This window comes from Stutzerimonas stutzeri, from assembly GCF_002909485.1.
Classification (GTDB): Bacteria; Pseudomonadota; Gammaproteobacteria; order Pseudomonadales; family Pseudomonadaceae; genus Stutzerimonas; species Stutzerimonas stutzeri_AH.
In genome coordinates this window covers 267,505-284,116 of record NZ_PPXG01000005.1, presented here as the reverse complement: position 1 = coordinate 284,116, position 16,612 = coordinate 267,505, and the positions used below count along the sequence as shown (strand labels likewise).

The 16,612-nt window shown below is 62.9% G+C and carries 16 protein-coding genes; 2 read left to right on the top strand and 14 right to left on the bottom strand.

Annotation, left to right across the window (positions count from 1 at the left end):
- The first annotated feature begins 61 nt into the window (after positions 1-61).
- Both mutS and fdxA read left to right on the top strand, forming a co-directional pair.
- Positions 62-2,641, top strand: a complete 2,580-nt coding sequence (gene mutS, locus CXK91_RS14030) for a DNA mismatch repair protein MutS (protein ID WP_103456737.1) — start codon at positions 62-64, stop codon at positions 2,639-2,641.
- A gap of 121 nt (positions 2,642-2,762) precedes the next feature.
- Entirely contained in the window at positions 2,763-3,086 is a 324-nt protein-coding gene (gene fdxA / locus CXK91_RS14025) for a ferredoxin FdxA (protein ID WP_037053831.1), read from the top strand.
- Positions 3,087-3,163: 77 nt separating this feature from the next.
- Here the strand turns inward: fdxA and CXK91_RS14020 are convergent, their stop codons facing one another.
- The 14 genes from CXK91_RS14020 to urtA all read right to left on the bottom strand — a co-directional run bounded on the left by CXK91_RS14020 (position 3,164) and on the right by urtA (position 16,543).
- Complete coding sequence (locus tag CXK91_RS14020) at positions 3,164-3,355, bottom strand: CsbD family protein (protein WP_003285706.1); 192 nt, start codon at positions 3,353-3,355, stop codon at positions 3,164-3,166.
- 88 nt (positions 3,356-3,443) lie between these two features.
- Positions 3,444-4,436 (bottom strand): lysylphosphatidylglycerol synthase transmembrane domain-containing protein, encoded by a 993-nt coding sequence (locus CXK91_RS14015; protein WP_103456736.1) that lies wholly within the window; start codon positions 4,434-4,436, stop codon positions 3,444-3,446.
- Positions 4,433-5,194: a DUF2334 domain-containing protein gene (locus tag CXK91_RS14010; RefSeq protein ID WP_103456735.1), complete on the bottom strand. Its 762-nt coding sequence runs from the start codon at positions 5,192-5,194 to the stop codon at positions 4,433-4,435. The genes CXK91_RS14015 and CXK91_RS14010 overlap by 4 nt, the downstream gene beginning before the upstream one ends.
- Complete coding sequence (locus CXK91_RS14005; protein ID WP_103456734.1) at positions 5,187-6,302, bottom strand: glycosyltransferase family 4 protein; 1,116 nt, start codon at positions 6,300-6,302, stop codon at positions 5,187-5,189. Before CXK91_RS14005 ends, CXK91_RS14010 begins: the two co-directional genes overlap by 8 nt.
- Positions 6,303-6,457: 155 nt before the next feature.
- Positions 6,458-7,333: a YihY/virulence factor BrkB family protein gene (locus CXK91_RS14000; protein ID WP_103456733.1), complete on the bottom strand. Its 876-nt coding sequence runs from the start codon at positions 7,331-7,333 to the stop codon at positions 6,458-6,460.
- Between the two features lie 70 nt (positions 7,334-7,403).
- The gene (locus CXK91_RS13995; protein WP_103456732.1) at positions 7,404-8,441 is read right to left on the bottom strand and encodes an AAA family ATPase; all 1,038 of its coding nucleotides are present in this window, start codon (positions 8,439-8,441) and stop codon (positions 7,404-7,406) included.
- 33 nt (positions 8,442-8,474) lie between these two features.
- Positions 8,475-9,515: an aliphatic amidase gene (locus CXK91_RS13990; protein WP_103456731.1), complete on the bottom strand. Its 1,041-nt coding sequence runs from the start codon at positions 9,513-9,515 to the stop codon at positions 8,475-8,477.
- A 101-nt stretch (positions 9,516-9,616) separates the two neighbouring features.
- Complete coding sequence (locus CXK91_RS13985) at positions 9,617-9,964, bottom strand: FmdB family zinc ribbon protein (protein ID WP_103456730.1); 348 nt, start codon at positions 9,962-9,964, stop codon at positions 9,617-9,619.
- A 78-nt stretch (positions 9,965-10,042) separates the two neighbouring features.
- Positions 10,043-11,272 (bottom strand): formamidase, encoded by a 1,230-nt coding sequence (gene fmdA, locus CXK91_RS13980; protein WP_103456729.1) that lies wholly within the window; start codon positions 11,270-11,272, stop codon positions 10,043-10,045.
- A 295-nt stretch (positions 11,273-11,567) separates the two neighbouring features.
- Positions 11,568-12,257 carry an urea ABC transporter ATP-binding subunit UrtE gene (gene urtE / locus CXK91_RS13975; RefSeq protein WP_103456728.1) on the bottom strand — a complete coding sequence of 230 codons (690 nt, stop codon included), beginning with the start codon at positions 12,255-12,257 and terminating at the stop codon, positions 11,568-11,570.
- A 143-nt stretch (positions 12,258-12,400) separates the two neighbouring features.
- On the bottom strand, positions 12,401-13,153 hold the full coding sequence (gene urtD / locus CXK91_RS13970; RefSeq protein WP_102825234.1) for an urea ABC transporter ATP-binding protein UrtD: 753 nt from the start codon (positions 13,151-13,153) through the stop codon (positions 12,401-12,403).
- Positions 13,150-14,346 carry an urea ABC transporter permease subunit UrtC gene (gene urtC, locus CXK91_RS13965; protein ID WP_103456727.1) on the bottom strand — a complete coding sequence of 399 codons (1,197 nt, stop codon included), beginning with the start codon at positions 14,344-14,346 and terminating at the stop codon, positions 13,150-13,152. The genes urtD and urtC overlap by 4 nt, the downstream gene beginning before the upstream one ends.
- Positions 14,347-14,392: 46 nt before the next feature.
- On the bottom strand, positions 14,393-15,310 hold the full coding sequence (gene urtB / locus CXK91_RS13960) for an urea ABC transporter permease subunit UrtB (protein WP_103456726.1): 918 nt from the start codon (positions 15,308-15,310) through the stop codon (positions 14,393-14,395).
- A 63-nt stretch (positions 15,311-15,373) separates the two neighbouring features.
- Positions 15,374-16,543 carry an urea ABC transporter substrate-binding protein gene (gene urtA / locus CXK91_RS13955; protein ID WP_423833966.1) on the bottom strand — a complete coding sequence of 390 codons (1,170 nt, stop codon included), beginning with the start codon at positions 16,541-16,543 and terminating at the stop codon, positions 15,374-15,376.
- Positions 16,544-16,612: the final 69 nt, after the last annotated feature.

Genomic DNA, 16,612 nt, shown 5'->3' with positions numbered 1-16,612 from the left:
GCCGTTTCCTGACCGCACCCCTGGGGTTCTTTCGCCCATCAACGAGCCGCACCGCAAGCCGATGACCAAGCCTAACGCCGACCTTTCCGCACACACCCCGATGATGCAGCAATACTGGAGGCTCAAGCGCGAGCATCCAGACCAGCTGATGTTCTATCGCATGGGCGACTTCTACGAGCTGTTCTACGACGACGCCAAGAAGGCCGCCGCGCTGCTGGACATCACCCTCACCGCGCGCGGTCAGTCGGCCGGCACCGCGATTCCAATGGCGGGCATTCCCTTCCATTCCGCCGAAGGTTACCTGGCGCGACTGGTGAAGCTCGGCGAGTCGGTGGTGATCTGCGAACAGATCGGCGACCCGGCCACCAGCAAAGGGCCGGTGGAACGCCAAGTGGTGCGCATCATCACGCCCGGCACGGTGAGCGACGAGGCGCTACTCGACGAGCGCCGCGACAACCTGCTGGCCGCAGTAGTCGGCGATGAGCGCCTGTTCGGTCTGTCGGTGCTGGACATCGCCAGCGGCCGCTTCAGCGTGCAGGAACTCAAGGGCTGGGAAACCCTGCTCGCCGAGTTGGAGCGCCTGAGCCCGGCTGAACTCTTGATCCCAGACGACTGGCCGCAAGGTCTTCCGCTGGAGAAACGGCGTGGCGTGCGCCGGCGCGCGCCCTGGGATTTTGATCGCGACTCGGCATTCAAGAGCCTATGCCAGCAGTTCACCACCCAGGATCTCAAGGGCTTCGGTTGCGAGAACCTGACCTTGGCCATCGGCGCCGCCGGTTGCCTGCTGAGCTATGCCAAGGAAACCCAGCGCACCGCCCTGCCCCATCTGCGCAGCCTGCGCCACGAGCGGCTCGACGACACGGTGATTCTCGATGGCGCCACCCGCCGCAACCTGGAGCTGGACGTCAACCTTTCCGGCGGTCGTGACAACACCCTGCAGTCGGTCATGGACCGCTGCCAGACCGCCATGGGCTCGCGCCTCTTGACCCGCTGGCTGAACCGCCCGCTGCGCAACCGCGAGATTCTCGAAGCGCGCCAGGACTCGATCACCTGTCTGCTGGAGCATTACCGCTTCGAGCAGCTGCAGCCGCAACTCAAGGATATCGGCGATCTGGAGCGCATCCTCGCCCGCATCGGCCTGCGCAACGCCCGCCCGCGTGATCTGGCGCGCCTGCGCGACGCCCTCGCCGCGCTGCCGCAGCTGCAAACCGGCATGCAGGACCTGGTGGCACCGCATCTGCTCGAGCTGGCGAAGAGCATCAGCACCTATCCGGAGCTGGCCGAGCTGCTGGCCCGCGCCATCATCGACAACCCGCCAGCGGTGATCCGCGACGGTGGTGTGCTCAAGACCGGCTACGACGCCGAGCTGGACGAACTTCAGTCCCTTTCGGAGAACGCCGGCCAGTACCTGATGGATCTGGAAACCCGCGAGAAGGCCCGTACCGGCCTGGCCAACCTCAAGGTCGGCTATAACCGTGTGCATGGCTATTTCATCGAACTGCCGAGCAAACAGGCCGAATCCGCTCCGGCTGATTACATCCGCCGACAGACGCTCAAGGGCGCCGAGCGCTTCATCACGCCCGAGCTCAAGGAGTTCGAAGACAAGGCACTGTCGGCCAAGAGCCGCGCCCTGGCCCGCGAGAAGCTGCTCTACGACGAGCTGCTGGAAATGCTCATTGGCCACCTGGCGCCGCTGCAGGAAAGCGCCGGCGCGCTGGCCGAGCTGGACGTCCTGAGCAACCTCGCCGAGCGAGCGCTGAACCTCGACCTCAATCGTCCGCGCTTCGTCGATCAGCCGTGCATGCGCATCGAGCAGGGCCGCCATCCGGTGGTCGAGCAGGTACTGGAGACGCCCTTCGTCGCCAACGACCTGGGCCTCGACGATGCAACCCGCATGTTGGTCATCACCGGGCCGAACATGGGTGGTAAGTCGACCTATATGCGCCAGACCGCGCTGATCGTGCTGCTGGCACAGATTGGTAGCTTCGTTCCTGCGGCAGCGTGCGAGCTGTCGCTGGTAGACCGGATATTTACCCGCATCGGCTCCTCGGACGATCTGGCCGGTGGCCGCTCCACCTTCATGGTGGAAATGAGCGAAACCGCCAACATCCTGCACAATGCCAGTGATCGCAGCCTGGTGTTGATGGACGAAGTGGGCCGTGGCACCAGTACCTTCGATGGTCTTTCACTGGCCTGGGCAGCCGCCGAGCACCTAGCCAAGCTGCGCGCGTTTACCCTGTTCGCCACCCACTACTTCGAATTGACCGTGCTGCCTGAAAGCGAGCCGGTGGTGGCCAACGTGCATCTCTCGGCCACCGAGCACAACGAGCGCATCGTCTTTCTGCATCACGTGCTACCGGGACCGGCGAGCCAGAGCTACGGACTGGCGGTGGCACAGCTGGCCGGCGTGCCGGGCGAAGTCATCCAGCGTGCACGCGACCATCTGTCGCGCCTGGAAACCACCAGCCTGGCCCATGAAGCGCCGAGAATAGCGCCCGGCCAGCCAGCGCCACCGATGCAGAGCGACCTGTTCGCCAGCCTGCCACACCCGGTGCTCGAGGAATTGGGACGGATCAATCCCGATGATGTAACGCCGCGCCAGGCGCTGGAACTGCTATACAGCTTGAAATCACGCATTTGATACGCCGCGAAAGCTGCTAGAATCGCGCGCATTTTTTTGATAAGCGGCATTTGCCTGTGCCGCCTACTCACAGGGGCGTCACCGTAACGCCTACCTGACACGCCTGAGGAGATAGCAAGACATGACCTTCGTCGTCACCGACAACTGCATCAAGTGCAAATACACCGATTGCGTGGAAGTCTGCCCGGTGGACTGCTTCTACGAAGGCCCGAACTTTCTGGTGATCCATCCGGACGAGTGCATCGACTGTGCCCTGTGCGAGCCCGAATGCCCGGCCCAGGCAATCTTCTCCGAAGACGAGGTACCGGAGGATCAGCAGGAGTTCATCGAGCTCAATGCCGACCTGGCGGAAGTCTGGCCGAACATCACCGAGAAGAAAGATGCGCTGGCGGATGCCGAAGAGTGGGATGGCGTGAAGGATAAACTGCAGCACCTGGAGCGCTGATACCAAGCGTATCAGGACAAAAAAATGCCCGCAGCGATGCGGGCATTTTCATGTGTGGCTGCCTAAGCAGCGACAGGTCAGGCCTTGTCGATGCCTTTTTTCAGGGTGTCTTTCACATCACCCTTGACCTGCTGGGCTTCGCCCTTGATCTCCTGGCGCTGGCCTTCGCCTTTCATGCGCTCGTTATCAGTCGCTTCGCCTACGCCTTGCTTAATCTTGCCAACGGCTTCGTTAGTGTTGCCCTTGATCTTGTCTTCGGTACTGCTCATGGCGGACTCCTAGCTTATTCATTGGGTGACATAGGGTTGACCGCCCAAACGAAGCGATAGTTTCCCCCGGCCATCGGGCCAGAGCGACTCAGGCATGACGCGACGGCATCAATCGGCGCAGCAGCGGGCGCCCGGCCAAGTGCAGAAATACCGGCGCACCTACGATGAGATAAAAGTAATAGGTCACGAAGCGCCAGATCAGAATCGCCGCCGCGGTTGTCGACTTGCCCACCATCGGCGTCAGCAGCGCCGCCGAGGCCAACTCTGCACTACCCGCCCCACCCGGCAACAGGCTGAGCTGGCCGGCAGTCAATGCGAGCAGTTGCACGAGGAAGGTCCACGCCCAGGCGAGTTCGCTACCCAGCCCCTGCAGGGTCAGGTAAAGCACACTGAAACGCAGCAGCCAGTGCAGCGTGGTCAGGCCAAACACCGCCAACAAGACGCGACGTGGCAAGCGAAAACAATCGATCAGCGCATTGCGGAACCCCAACACCTTGCGGGCCCAACGGCGCTTGCGCGATTCCTTCATACCCAGCCGACTGACCAGCCAACCGTTGAGCAAGAAAACTCGCCGATGAAAGCGCCCCAGCAGCGCCAGCAGCACCATCACACCGATCAGTAGCGCTACGCTGAAACCCAGCAGGCTGGCGATATGCGCATTCAACTTATGAGTCAGTGCATAGAACAGCACGCCGACCAATGCGCAGGCGAAAAACAGCAAATCACTCAACTGCTCGACCGCGTAGGTCGCCGTACTCTTGGCCGGCGCCACGCCCTGGCGCATCAACAGTGCCATAAGCGTCAGCGGACCGCCGGCGCCGCCGGGTGTGGCGCAAATGGCAAACTCGGTCGCAACTACGATGCCGAATGCGCGGCGCTGGCCCAGTTGCCAGCACCCCAGAAGCAAGCGCAAGCGCAGCGCATTGAGATTCCAGCCGACGATCACCATGCCGAGCATGATCGCCAGCAAGCTGCCTGGAAAATTTCGTAGCCGCTCGAACAGGCCGGTACCGCCAAGCAACAGCGGCACCATGGCCGCGCCGAGCAACGCGCCGCCCAAAATCCACCAACGACGGTTCATGCCACTGCGCTCATCGACCGGTACTGGCGCAGCCAATCGATCTTGGTCATCGGTCGCCTCCCGTCCTCCAACAAGCGCTCGAGCACATCGAACCAGTAACGACGGGAGAATTCATGGCGCATATCCACCGGATGCAAACCCAGGCGCAGCAATGGCGCGCTGCGACTCTGGCGCAGCTGGCGTTCACTGACCAGCCAGGACACCCCACGCCGCCAAGGGCTGCGAGCACTCCAGACAAGCCCGGGAGCGGTGATTGCGGAGAAATCGGGCAGCAGATAAAGATGACCTGGATCGCTGGTGTAGACCAATCCGCTGCGGGCCAGTGCTCGGCGGGTGCCCTCGCTCATCAGCCAGGCGGGTGCGACGAATCCATGCAGCGGCCAGCGATGGCGCCTGAACAGATCCATTCCTCGTTCCAGGCGCTCGTCGGCGGACTGTTCATCAAGGCCATAGAATTCACCCTCATGGGTATAGACCCGGCGCATGAACCAGTCCTTCGGCGTCTTCGGCGCGGACTCAAGATCGGCGTGGTAGCAACCATGCAACACCAGCTCGTCGCCGCGCTGCACGCGCTCGTCCAGCACACGACGGAAGTCCGGCTGCTGCTCCAGCGGATTGCGTTGGTGAAAATCCGGAACTACCAACCAAGTGATCGGCACACCACCGATGGCGTCCACCGCCTCGACGAAGGGCTGGTAATCGGGCCAGGTTTCCGCGGCTACATCGTGCAGCACCAGCGTCAGAGCAGCCTCACCCATGTACGGCCACCGGCAGATCTGCAGTGCCCAGCACTGCATGGTAGTGGGCAAGCAGCCCGGCCACTACGGCATCCCAGGCATGGTGCGCCTCGACATGCTGACGGGCCTGTTGCCCGAGCAGTCGCGGATCGTCTTCGAACAACTCGCGCACGGTATGCGCCATTGCCCTGGAGTCGAGCGGTCGACACAGTCGCCCACTGTAGAAAGGCACGAGCTCCGGCAGCGCTCCGGCCCGCGCAGCCACCACTGGAATGCCCGACGCCATAGCCTCCAGAACCACCAGGCCAAAGGTTTCCTGATTGCCGGCGTGTAGCAGCACGTCACAGCTAGCCATATAGCGCGCCACCTCGCTGGCGGAACAGAAGCGGTCGATCACCGTGACGTTGTCCGGCACGCGCTGCGGCATGCTCGAACCCACCAGCAACAGGTGGTACGGCTTGCCAAGCTGGCGCGCGGTTTCTAGCAAGATATGCAGGTTTTTCTCCCGCGAACCGCGGCCGGCAAACATCATCAACCGGGTGTCGTCGGCCAATCCCAGTTCGCGGCGCAGGTTCGGATCACGACGCTCGGGGCAGAAGGTATCCAGATCGACCCCCAACTGCTGTACGAATACATTCTTGACGCCTAGGTGAATCAGCTTGTCAGCCATCACTTCGCTGGGCGCAAGCACCCGGTCGAAGCTGCCGTACAGCCGCGAGACGTACCCGTTGAAATTGGGCCCCAGCCAGCCGCCGATGCGGTTGCTGACCAACAGCGGCAGATCGGAATGATAGAAACCAATCACCGGAATATTCAGTCGACGCCCGGCGTCCAGCGCCGCCCAGGCCGTCATGTAAGGGTCACCCACCTCGATAAGATCAGGTCGCAAAGACCGCAACAGGTTGCGCCATGGCGCACGTCTGATCGGAAAGCGATAGCCCTTGCCGAACGGCAGAATGGGCGCCGGCACCTGATAGATGCCATCGTTATGGTGGTAGTCATCGCCCGGTACCAGAATGCTATGGCGCACGCCCGAATAGAGCTGCAACCTGCGATGCTTGGCCTCGAGGTACGTGCGCACGCCACCACTAGCGGGCGCGTAAAACATGGTCACATCCGCGATATGCAAGGTACTTCTCCGGTCCGTTCCGTTGCAGAACCCGGTCTACCGCCGGCCACGCCGCCCAATGGCGGCCTGCTCCGCATCCTTGCGGAATAATTCTGTAATGAAATAGATGACCGTTACGTACAAGGGTTGTTCGCCGCAGAGCGCTAGACGGCGCCTCAGCGGTCGAGCTGCTTGTCGCCCTCGTCCTTGCCTTCCACCGAAGCATGCTCGATGACCGCGTTGAGCTCGGCACCAAACAGCAACACGGCAGCGGAAATATAGAGATAGAGCAACAGCACGATAATGGCCCCGATGCTGCCGTAGGTTGCGTTGTAATCCGCAAAGTTCTGCACGTAGATACCAAAGCCGATCGAGGCCATGATCCACACCAGCACGGCCATCACCGAACCGGGTGTGATAAAGCGGAAGTCCTGCTCCACGTCCGGCGTGACGTAATACAGCAGCGCCACGACCAGCATCAGCATCAGCACAATCACCGGCCAACGCAGCCAGGTCCAAAGCACCACTACCACATCACGCATGCCGACTTGCCCCGCCAGCCACTCCATGGCCTGCGGACCGATAATCATCAGTCCGGCGGTGAACAGCAGCAATATTGCCACGCCCACGGTGTAGCCCAGCGACAGCAGGATCAGCTTCCAGCTCGGTCGCCCCTCCTCGACATCGTAGGCCTTGTTCATGGCGATCATCAGCGAGCGGAAACCGATGGATGCGGTCCACAATGCCACCAGAATACCGAAGGACAACAACCCGGCCTGTTGCTCCTGCAGTTGCTCAATCACCGGATTAATCTGCTCCATGGCCATCGGAGGCAGTGCCAGCTCGGCCTGCAAGCGCAACCAATCGAAGAACTCCTGCAGGTCGAGAAATCCCAGCAGGGCAATCAAAAACACCATGAACGGAAACATTGCAAACAAGGCGCGATACGCCAGCGCCGAGGCATAGGTCGACATGTCGTCGTCGCCAAATTCCTTGACGGTGCGCTTTAACAAGGTGAAGGCCCCGATGCCGCGGGTGTCCAGCATGGCCATTGGTATTTTCCCCAGTCGGTGAATGTGCGGTCTAGAAAATGGGACGACCGCTCTGCTGGAGAGTTCGCTGCTAGTCGCTCGCGAGCGGCTCTACGCGGATCGAGCCTTCGTGCAGCACCGCTCGCCATCCCCTCCCGACGGGATCGCGCAGCAGGGCTTCCGCCAATGCTGGCTCGAGGCGCGCGCGCACTCTCCGACTGAGGTCGCGCGCGCCGAAGCGCGAGTCGTGACCGCGGCAGATGGCGCGTTTTACGGCGTCATCGACTTGCAGCTGTACGCCCTGCCGGGCCAGGCGCTGTGCCAGCTTGCCCAGCTCGACATCAAGCACCGCCAGCAGCCGGTCGCCCTGGATGCTCTCGAACTGCAGCGTGCGGTCGAGGCGATTGAGGAACTCCGGATCGAACTGCCGATGCAGCGCTTGCCCGAAGCTGCGGCTTCGCAAGGCGGCACGGCCCATGGGCGGTATCGGCCAGCGCTCCCACCGTGCAGCCTGCCGTGAGCCGATATTGCTGGTCATGAACACCAGCGCGTTGCGGAAATCCAGGGTTCGGCTGCCGGCAGCGAGCGTCAGTCTTCCACTATCCAGCACGTTTAGCAGGCTGCGTACGACTTCCCGGCTGGCCTTCTCCAGTTCGTCGAACAGCACGATACCGGGCCGACTGAAACTACCGGCGATGGCCTCGGCATCGAACAACGTCGTGCCTTCCTTGCTGCCTACGTAACCGGGGGGAGCCCCTGTGAGCGCGGCAGCATAATGCTCCTGCGCCAGGGTATTCATGTCGATGCGGCAGAACGCATCCGGCTTGCCATGAATGGCCTGGGCCAGTAGGCGCACGATCTCCGTCTTGCCGACCCCGGTCGGGCCGAGGAACAGATTGACGGTCAACGGCCGTTCGGGATCGCTGATCCCGGCCTTGATCACGCGAAGCATGGCTTCGATCTCGTCCAGCACAGGGTCCTGGCCGATGATGCGGCTGCGCAGCAGTGCCATGACGGTCTCGACCTCGAACAGGAAGCGTGACGTCCGCATCGGCCCGTGGCTCGCCCGATCACCGGCTTGCGCGATCTGGGTACGGTTGTGATCGATCAGTTCATTCACGAACGGCATGGGCCCCGGTGCAGAGTATTGAACGTGCGCCCCTCAACCCAGCGTCCGCTCCCGCCCCGTGTGCGGCAGCTCGTACACGGGGCAGTCGGCGACGCCGACAGTGGTGCGGGTCATGGCCTCTACGTTTTCCTGCGCCTTCTGCGCATCCAGCACCCAGGTGCGGTAGAACTCGAACGGACAGTCGGCCACGCCCTTGTCGCCGTCACCGGAGTTGTAGACGCCGGTGTAGCCGCGGTGCAGCAGCTTGAACAGGTGGTTCTGCGACTGGTCGTTGGCCCGGGCGTCGCGGATCTGCGAGATGGACAGCTGGGCGTACTGAATACCCATTTCCTCCTCGCCGCACTCGCCCAGGGTGCGGCCGTCGAAGCCGATGATCGCCGAGTGGCCAAAGTAACTGTAGACGCCGTCGAAGCCAGCGGCGTTGGCCACCGCTACGTAGCAGTTGTTGGCCCAAGCCATGGTCTTGGACATCAGCACCTGCTGCTCCTTGGCCGGGTACATATAGCCCTGGCAGCGCACGATCAGTTCGGCGCCCTTCATCGCACAGTCGCGCCAGATCTCGGGATAGTTGCCGTCGTCGCAAATGATCAGGCTGATCTTCATGCCCTTGGGGCCATCGCTGACGTAGGTGCGGTCACCCGGATACCAGCCCTCGATCGGGCACCAGGGGATACACTTGCGGTACTTCTGCACGATCTCGCCTTGATCGTCGATCAGCACCAGCGTGTTGTAAGGCGCCTTGCCCGGGTCTTCGTTGCGCTCGCCAGTGAGCGAGAAGATGCCCCAGGTCCGTGCCTCGCGACAGGCAGCAGAGAAGATCGCGGTTTCCTCGCCGGGAATGGTGGTGGCGGTGTCCACCATCTCGCCGGGGTCGTACATGATCCCCATGGTGCTGTACTCGGGGAACACCACCAGGTCCATGCCCGGCAGGCCGAGCTTCATACCCTTGATCATCTCGGCGATCTTGCGCGCGTTGTCGAGCACCTCGGCGCGGGTGTGCAGGCGCGGCATCTTGTAGTTGACGACGGCTACGCCGACGGTATCGGGACTGCTGGAAATATCACCGTGACGCATGGGTGCCTCCCCTTGATTATCGAGTCAGTGCTTCGTGGGAGCGGCTTTTGCCGCATTGCTCCGGCGCTGCAGCCGAGGCCCTCCACGGGGTAAGTGACGCCTCAGTGGCTGATCATCCACGGGCGATTCGATGGGTTGGCCTTGAGGGCATGGGGATTGGCCTTGGTCGGCACCACCGGCTTGGTCGGGCCGCAGCAGCTGCAGCCAGCCGGGTGGTGCTTGCTGGCGGCGTACTCGGCGACTGTCTTGGGCGCGTGGCTGGCGCGCTCATTGGTCTCGTGCGCCGCCCGGGTGCTGCCGGCCATGGTTGCCAACCCTGGAGAGGTGCGAATCACCCGCGGGCTGGGTGTGCCGCAGGCCGGGCAATCACAGGGTTCGCTACGCACGCTCATCGGGCGCAGCGCGGTGAAATCACCGCAGGCGTCGCAGTCGTATTCATAGATTGGCATCGCATCATCCTCCGTGTCCCTCCATCCGGGCGGGCCAGGCCGCCGTCCAGAGCACCTGCCCCGCCCGGATGAACGAACTCATTTGTCGTAGGCGATCGGCAGGTCGATGCTGCCGTCGAGGAACCGGGTCGGCCCCGACGCGTTCGGGTGGATGTCGAACTCGAAGATCTCGGTCGGCAGCCAAAGCGTTGCGCAGGCATTGGGGATGTCAACCACACCGCTGATATGGCCCTGCACTGGCGCCGAACCGAGCAGCGAGTAACCCTGCGCCGGCGAGTAGCCGAACTTGGTCAGGTAGTTGATGGCGTTCAGACAGGCCTGCTTGTAGGCGATGTTGACGTCCAGATAGTGCTGCTGGCCGCTCTCGTCGACCGAGATGCCTTCGAAGATCAGGTAGTCCTTGTAGGTCGGCACGATGGGGCTGGGCTTGAAGATCGGGTTCTTGATGCCGTACTTGGCCATGCCGCCCTTGATCAGCTCGACCTTCATGTGCACCCAGCCGGCCATCTCGATGGCGCCGCAGAAGGTGATCTCGCCGTCACCCTGACTGAAGTGCAGGTCGCCGACCGAGAGCCCGGCGCCATCGACATAGACCGGGAAGAAGATCTTCGAGCCGCGCGAAAGGTCCTTGATGTCGCAGTTGCCGCCATGCTCGCGGGGCGGCACGGTACGCGCGCCCTGGGCCGCGGCCTTGTCACGCGCCTCGCCGGTGAGCTTGCCCATGTGTGCGGTAGCGGCGAATGTCGGATTGGCCAGCGGCGGGACGCGGTTGGGATTGGTGTCGATCAGGCCCTGCTCGCGCTCGTTCCAGGTCGCCAGCATTTTGTGGTCCGGCAGGCAGCCGATCAGGCCGGGATGGATCTGCCCGGCGAAACGCACGCCCGGGATGTGCCTGGAGCTGGTGAACAGGCCCTGGAAATCCCAGATGGATTTCTGCGCGTGAGGGAAGTGGTCGGTCAGGAAGCCGCCGCCGTTCTGCTGCGAGAAGAAGCCATTGAAGCCCCACAGCGAGTCCTGCTTGGCACCGATGTCGAGCAGGTCCACCACCAGCAGGTCGCCCGGCTCGGCGCCCTCGACCCCGACCGGGCCGGACAGGTAGTGCACGGTGGTCAGGTCGACGTCGCGCACGTCGGATGCATCATCGTCGTTCTTGATCGCGCCAGCGGTCCAGTCGTAGGTCTCGAGAATGAAGTCGTCACCCGGCTTGACCCAGCAAGCCATCGGAATGTCCGGATGCCAGCGGTTGTGGATCTGCTCGTTCTCGGTGGCAGGCTGATTCAAGTCGACCTTGATCAGAGTATCGGTCATGACGAAGCTCCTTTGCGTTGGAAGGACATCAGCGTTGCGCTGAACACGGGGCTAGTCTTTTCCGTCGCCAGCTTTTCCGAAATACGTTGGATGACGTATGCGCGGAGCCAGCAAATGCGAGGCTTGCAGGTCTTTCGGGCAGGCAGGTGAAGGCCGGCGTGCAGGGAGATGCACACCGGCCTGAGGATCAGGAAAAAGAGAAGAATTGCGTCGCCCCATCGCTCCGTGAAAGGCCCTTGGCGCGCGAACCAGCCTGCACGGTTCGCGCCCAGGGGCGCCCCACGAACTAGCGCGCTTACACCGAGAGGTAACGGCTGATGGTCGCCTCGTCGGCATTGGCCGCGCTTTCCTCCAGCACGAAGCGGCCCTTCTCGATGACCAGAAAGCGGTCGGCGATTTCCATGGTGAACGACAGCACCTGCTCGGAAACCACGATGGTGAGATCGCGAAGCGAGCGGATCTCCTTCAGCGTGCGCGCGATGTCCTTGATGATCGACGGCTGGATGCCCTCGGTCGGCTCGTCCAGCAGCAGCACCTTGGGATTGGTCGCCAGTGCCCGGGCGATTGCCAGCTGCTGTTGCTGGCCGCCGGACAGGTTGCCACCCTTGCGTTTGCGCATGTCGTGCAGCACCGGGAACAGCGCGTAGAGATCATCCGGCACCTTGCCGCTAGCGGCTGCAGGCAGACCGGTCTGGATGTTCTCCAGCACCGTCATGCTGGGGAATATCATCCGCCCCTGGGGCACGTAGGCCACACCGCTGGCGACCCGCTGATGGGTCTCCAGCCCGGCGACTTCCTGCCCGTCCACCTGCACGCTGCCTGCGGTCTGCGGGACGATGCCCATCAGCGTCTTGAACAGTGTGGTCTTGCCCATGCCGTTGCGGCCCATGACCGCGACGATTTCCTGTTTTTCGACCTTGAGATTGAGGTCGTGAAGGATCTGACTCTGGCCGTAGCCCGAGGCGAGGCTGCTGATCTGGAACATGCTGAACTCCTTTTTGTATCTGTTGGGTGCGACACGCGTGGACATGCCTGCGGCGATGTCCACCCTACGGTGCGCGGACCAGCCGTCGGCGTAGGGTGGATAACCGCGAAGCGTTATCCACGCGTGCCAGGGCCCGCACCGCCTCAATGCCCCAGATAAACCTCGATGACCTTGGGATTGCTCTGCACCGCTTCCATGCTGCCCTCGGCCAGCACCTTGCCCTGATGCAGTACGGTGACCTTGTGGGCGATGCTCTTGACGAACTCCATGTCGTGCTCGATCACCAGCACCGAGCGGCCCTGGCTGATGCGTTTGAGCAGCTCGGCGGTCTGTGCCCGCTCGCTGACGCTCATGCCGGCCACCGGCTCGTCGAGCATCAGCAACTCCGGGTCCTGCATCAGCAGCATGCCGATCTCCAGCCATTGTTTCTGGCCGTGGGAGAGCAGGCCCGCCTCGCTGTACAGCTGCCCGGTGAGGCCGATTTCCGCCGCGATCTCCTCCACCCGGGCGACGACCTCGGCACTGCGCTTGAAGAACAGCGCGCCGAACACTTTGCGCCCGGCCGGATAGGACATTTCCAGGTTCTCGAACACGCTGAGGTTTTCGTAGATCGACGGGTTCTGGAACTTGCGCCCCACCCCGGCGCGAACGATGTCGAACTCCTTCATCTTCGTCAGCTCGCGTCCGTCGAACTGGATCGAGCCGCCGGTGGCGCGGGTCTTCCCGCAGATCAGGTCGAGCACCGTGGTCTTGCCGGCGCCATTGGGGCCGATCACCACGCGTACCTCGTTGCGGTCCAAGTAGAGGTTCAGGTCATCGACAGCCTTGAAACCATCGAAGGAAACGGTCAGGCCCTCGATGGCCAGCACCGGTTTGGGCATCTGAAATCCACTCATGGCGTGCTCTCCAGTTGCTTGGCGGGAACCGCATCGATCGTCGTACCGCCCACCCCCGGCTGCTCCGCCGGCGGCTTGGGCTTCATCGATGGCTGACGCCGATCCGGCAGCCGCACACGCGCCAGCCAGGGGCGGGCATGGCTCTGCCAGAGGCCTGCCAGACCGTTGGGGAAATACATGACCACAGCGATGAACAGGCCACCCATGAAGTACAGCCAGAGTTCGGGGAAGCTCTCGGAGAACACCGTCTTGCCGTAGTTGACCAGCAGCGCGCCGTACACCGCACCGAGCAGCGACATGCGCCCGCCCACGGCGGCGAAGATGACCATCTCGATCGACGGCACGATGCCGACGAAGCTCGGCGACATGAAGCCCACCTGCAGGGTGAACATCGCCCCGCCGATGGCCGAGAAGCTCGCCGCCACGCAGAACACGAAGATCTTGAAGCTGGCCACGTCGTAACCGGAGAAGCGCACTCGCTCTTCCTTGTCACGCATGGCCATCAGCAGGCGCCCGAGCTTCGAGGCGAGGATGAAGCGCCCGATCAGGATGCAGCCGATGAGCAGCGCCGCGTTCACGAAGTAGAGGATGGTCTTCGCCTCGTCAGTGCGAATGTCCCAGCCGAGCAGCGTCTTCAGGTCGGTGATGCCGTTCACCCCGCCGGTCAGGCCCTGCTGGCCGATGATCAGGATGGTCAGGATCGCCGCGATGGCCTGGGTGACGATGGAGAAGTACACGTCACCCACCCGGCGCTTGAACATCGCCACACCGATGATCAGCGCGAGAATCGCCGGCACCGCGACCACGGCGAGCAGGGTGAAGCCGAAACTCTGGAAGGGCTGCCAGAACAACGGCAGTTCGGTGATCTGGTTCCAGTCCATGAAGTCCGGGATGCCGGGCGTGGACTGGATCCTGGTGCTTTCCGGATCGGATGCCTCGAGCTTGAGGAACATCGCCATGCAGTAGCCGCCGAGGCCGAAGAAGATCCCCTGCCCCAGGCTGAGAATGCCGCCGTAGCCCCAGCAGAGCACCAGTCCAACGGCGACGAAGGCGTAGGTCAGGTACTTGCCCACCATGTTCAGGCGGAAGCTGTCGAGCAGCAGCGGAAACACCAGCAGGAGCAGCGCCGCGAGGATCAGCAGACCGATGCCGCCCTGCTTTCCGCCGAAGAATTTATCGAGTGTCGAGTTCATGCCTTGGCCCTCACGTCGTTTGCCATCGCCACCAAAAAACTGTTCATCATTTGCGCACCTTGGCCGTGAACAGCCCCTGCGGACGCAGCATGAGGATCAGGATCACCGCAGAAAGGGTCAGCACCTTGGCCATCGAGCCGCTGATGAAGAACTCGGCCATCGATTGCGTCTGGGCGATGGAGAACGCCGAGGCGATGGTGCCGAACAGACTGGCCGCGCCGCCGAAGACCACCACCAGGAAGGTGTCGACGATGTACAGCGAACCCGAGGTCGGGCCCGTCGAACCGATGGTGGTGAACGCCGCGCCGGCGACCCCGGCCACGCCGCAGCCCAGGGCGAAGGTCGTGCGGTCGACCTTCTTGGTGTTGATGCCCACCGAACGTGCCATCACCCGGTTCTGCACCGTGGCGCGCACCTGCAGGCCCCAGCGCGAGCGGTACATGAGGACGAAGATCGCCGTGGTGAGCAGCAGTGTCAGCGCCATCACGAACAGCCCGTTGAGCGGAATGTCGATGGTGTCAGTGGGCATCCAGGACCCCATCAGCCAGTCCGGCAGCGTGGCGCTGACCTCACGTGCGCCGAAGATCGAACGGAACGCCTGCTGCATCACCAGCGACAGCCCCCAGGTCGCCAGCAGCGTGTCTAACGGGCGGTGATAGAGCTTGCTGATCAGCGCCCATTCGGCGAGCCAGCCAAGCGCACCGGCGATCACGAATGACAGCGCGATGGCGACGAAGAAATAGTAGGGCTGCAGCTCAGGCAGGTACTTGAGCGTCAGCACCGAAACCAGGTAGGTGGTGTAGGCACCCACGGTGAGGAACTCGCCATGGGCCATGTTGATCACGCCCATCTGGCCAAAGATGATCGCCAGACCCAGAGCCATCAGCAGCAGCACGCAGAACACCGACAAGCCGTTGAAACCCTGCATGGCCGCGATGGCACCAAACTCCGATAGCCATTCCATGATGATGTCTCCTGATGGCAAAAGAGATCGCCGCGGGCCTGCCGGCACGCGGCGCAGAGAGGGTTACTGGTAGCCTTTCGGGAAGGGGTTCGGCTCGATCAGGTCGGACTCGAAGACCACCTGGAACTGACCGTCGGCCTGCACCTGGCCGATGCGCGTCTTGCTCCACAGGTGCTGGTTCTCATGCACCTTCACGTAGCCTTCCGGCGCGGTGTTCAGCTCCAGCCCGGCTGAGGCGGCGACCACCTTGTCGACGTCGAAGCTGCCAGCCTTCTCGACCGCGGCCTTCCACAGCCAGGGGCCGAGATAGGCGGCCTGGGTGACGTCACCGATCACCGCGTCGCTGCCGTACTTGGCCTTGAACGCCTTGACGAATTCGGCGTTGTTCGGGTTGTCCAGGCTTTGGAAATACTTCATCGAGGCGTAGAAGCCGGCCATGTTCTCGCCGCCGATGCCGAGCAGTTCGTCCTCGGTGACCGAGAGAGTCAGCAGGGTCTGCTTGTCCGCGGTGATGCCGGCGGCCTTGAGTTGCTTGTAGAAGGCGACGTTGGAACCACCGACCACGGCGGCGAAGATCACGTCAGGCTTCTTCAGCTTGATCTTGTTGGTCAGCGAGCCGAACTGGGTGTTGCCCAGCGGGTAGTACTCCTCGCCCACCACCTTGCCGCCGAGCACGTTCTCGATGTGCTTGCGGGCAATCTTCATTGAGGTGCGCGGCCAGATGTAGTCGGAGCCAAGCAGGTAGAAGGTCTTGGCACCCTTCTCCTTGGCGACCCAGTCGAGGCCGGCGAGGATCTGCTGGGTGGCCTCCTGGCCGGTGTAGACGACGTTCTTCGACTGCTCCAGGCCTTCATAGAAGGTCGGGTAGTAGAGCAGCCCGTTCTCCCGCTCGAAGATCGGCAGCACCGCCTTGCGCGAGGCCGAGGTCCAGCAGCCGAACACTGCGGCGACCTTGTCGCGCTCCAGCAGCTTCTTGGCCTTTTCGGCGAAGGTCGGCCAGTCGGACGCACCGTCTTCCTGTACCACCTTGATCTGCCGGCCGAGGATGCCGCCTGCCGCGTTGATCTGCTCAATGGCCAGTCGCTCGGCCTGGATCGAGCCGGTCTCGGAGATGGCCATGGTGCCCGTCGCCGAATGCAGCTGCCCGACCACCACTTCCGTATCGGTGACCGCCAAGCCGGTGGTGTTGACCTCGGCGCTGGCGCTTGAGGCGAAGATGCTCATTGCCAGCATCGAGAGTGCCGCAGCCCCCTGCGCAAGCCGGCGGGGAAGGCGGCGTGACGAACCCGTCAGTTTTGAATC

What these genes read in the sequence shown, in the direction of transcription:
- CXK91_RS13995 (WP_103456732.1), bottom strand. Translation starts at nt 8,441, where the DNA reads ATGCCGTTCGTGAATGAACTGATCGATCACAACCGTACCCAGATCGCG.
- mutS (WP_103456737.1), top strand. Translation starts at nt 62, where the DNA reads ATGACCAAGCCTAACGCCGACCTTTCCGCACACACCCCGATGATGCAG.
- CXK91_RS14020 (WP_003285706.1), bottom strand. Translation starts at nt 3,355, where the DNA reads ATGAGCAGTACCGAAGACAAGATCAAGGGCAACACTAACGAAGCCGTT.
- fdxA (WP_037053831.1), top strand. Translation starts at nt 2,763, where the DNA reads ATGACCTTCGTCGTCACCGACAACTGCATCAAGTGCAAATACACCGAT.
- urtD (WP_102825234.1), bottom strand. Translation starts at nt 13,153, where the DNA reads ATGAGTGGATTTCAGATGCCCAAACCGGTGCTGGCCATCGAGGGCCTG.
- urtB (WP_103456726.1), bottom strand. Translation starts at nt 15,310, where the DNA reads ATGGAATGGCTATCGGAGTTTGGTGCCATCGCGGCCATGCAGGGTTTC.
- CXK91_RS14015 (WP_103456736.1), bottom strand. Translation starts at nt 4,436, where the DNA reads ATGAACCGTCGTTGGTGGATTTTGGGCGGCGCGTTGCTCGGCGCGGCC.
- urtC (WP_103456727.1), bottom strand. Translation starts at nt 14,346, where the DNA reads ATGAACTCGACACTCGATAAATTCTTCGGCGGAAAGCAGGGCGGCATC.
- CXK91_RS13985 (WP_103456730.1), bottom strand. Translation starts at nt 9,964, where the DNA reads ATGCCAATCTATGAATACGACTGCGACGCCTGCGGTGATTTCACCGCG.
- CXK91_RS13990 (WP_103456731.1), bottom strand. Translation starts at nt 9,515, where the DNA reads ATGCGTCACGGTGATATTTCCAGCAGTCCCGATACCGTCGGCGTAGCC.
- fmdA (WP_103456729.1), bottom strand. Translation starts at nt 11,272, where the DNA reads ATGACCGATACTCTGATCAAGGTCGACTTGAATCAGCCTGCCACCGAG.
- urtE (WP_103456728.1), bottom strand. Translation starts at nt 12,257, where the DNA reads ATGTTCCAGATCAGCAGCCTCGCCTCGGGCTACGGCCAGAGTCAGATC.
- CXK91_RS14000 (WP_103456733.1), bottom strand. Translation starts at nt 7,333, where the DNA reads ATGGCCATGCTGGACACCCGCGGCATCGGGGCCTTCACCTTGTTAAAG.
- urtA (WP_423833966.1), bottom strand. Translation starts at nt 16,543, where the DNA reads ATGCTGGCAATGAGCATCTTCGCCTCAAGCGCCAGCGCCGAGGTCAAC.
- CXK91_RS14010 (WP_103456735.1), bottom strand. Translation starts at nt 5,194, where the DNA reads ATGGGTGAGGCTGCTCTGACGCTGGTGCTGCACGATGTAGCCGCGGAA.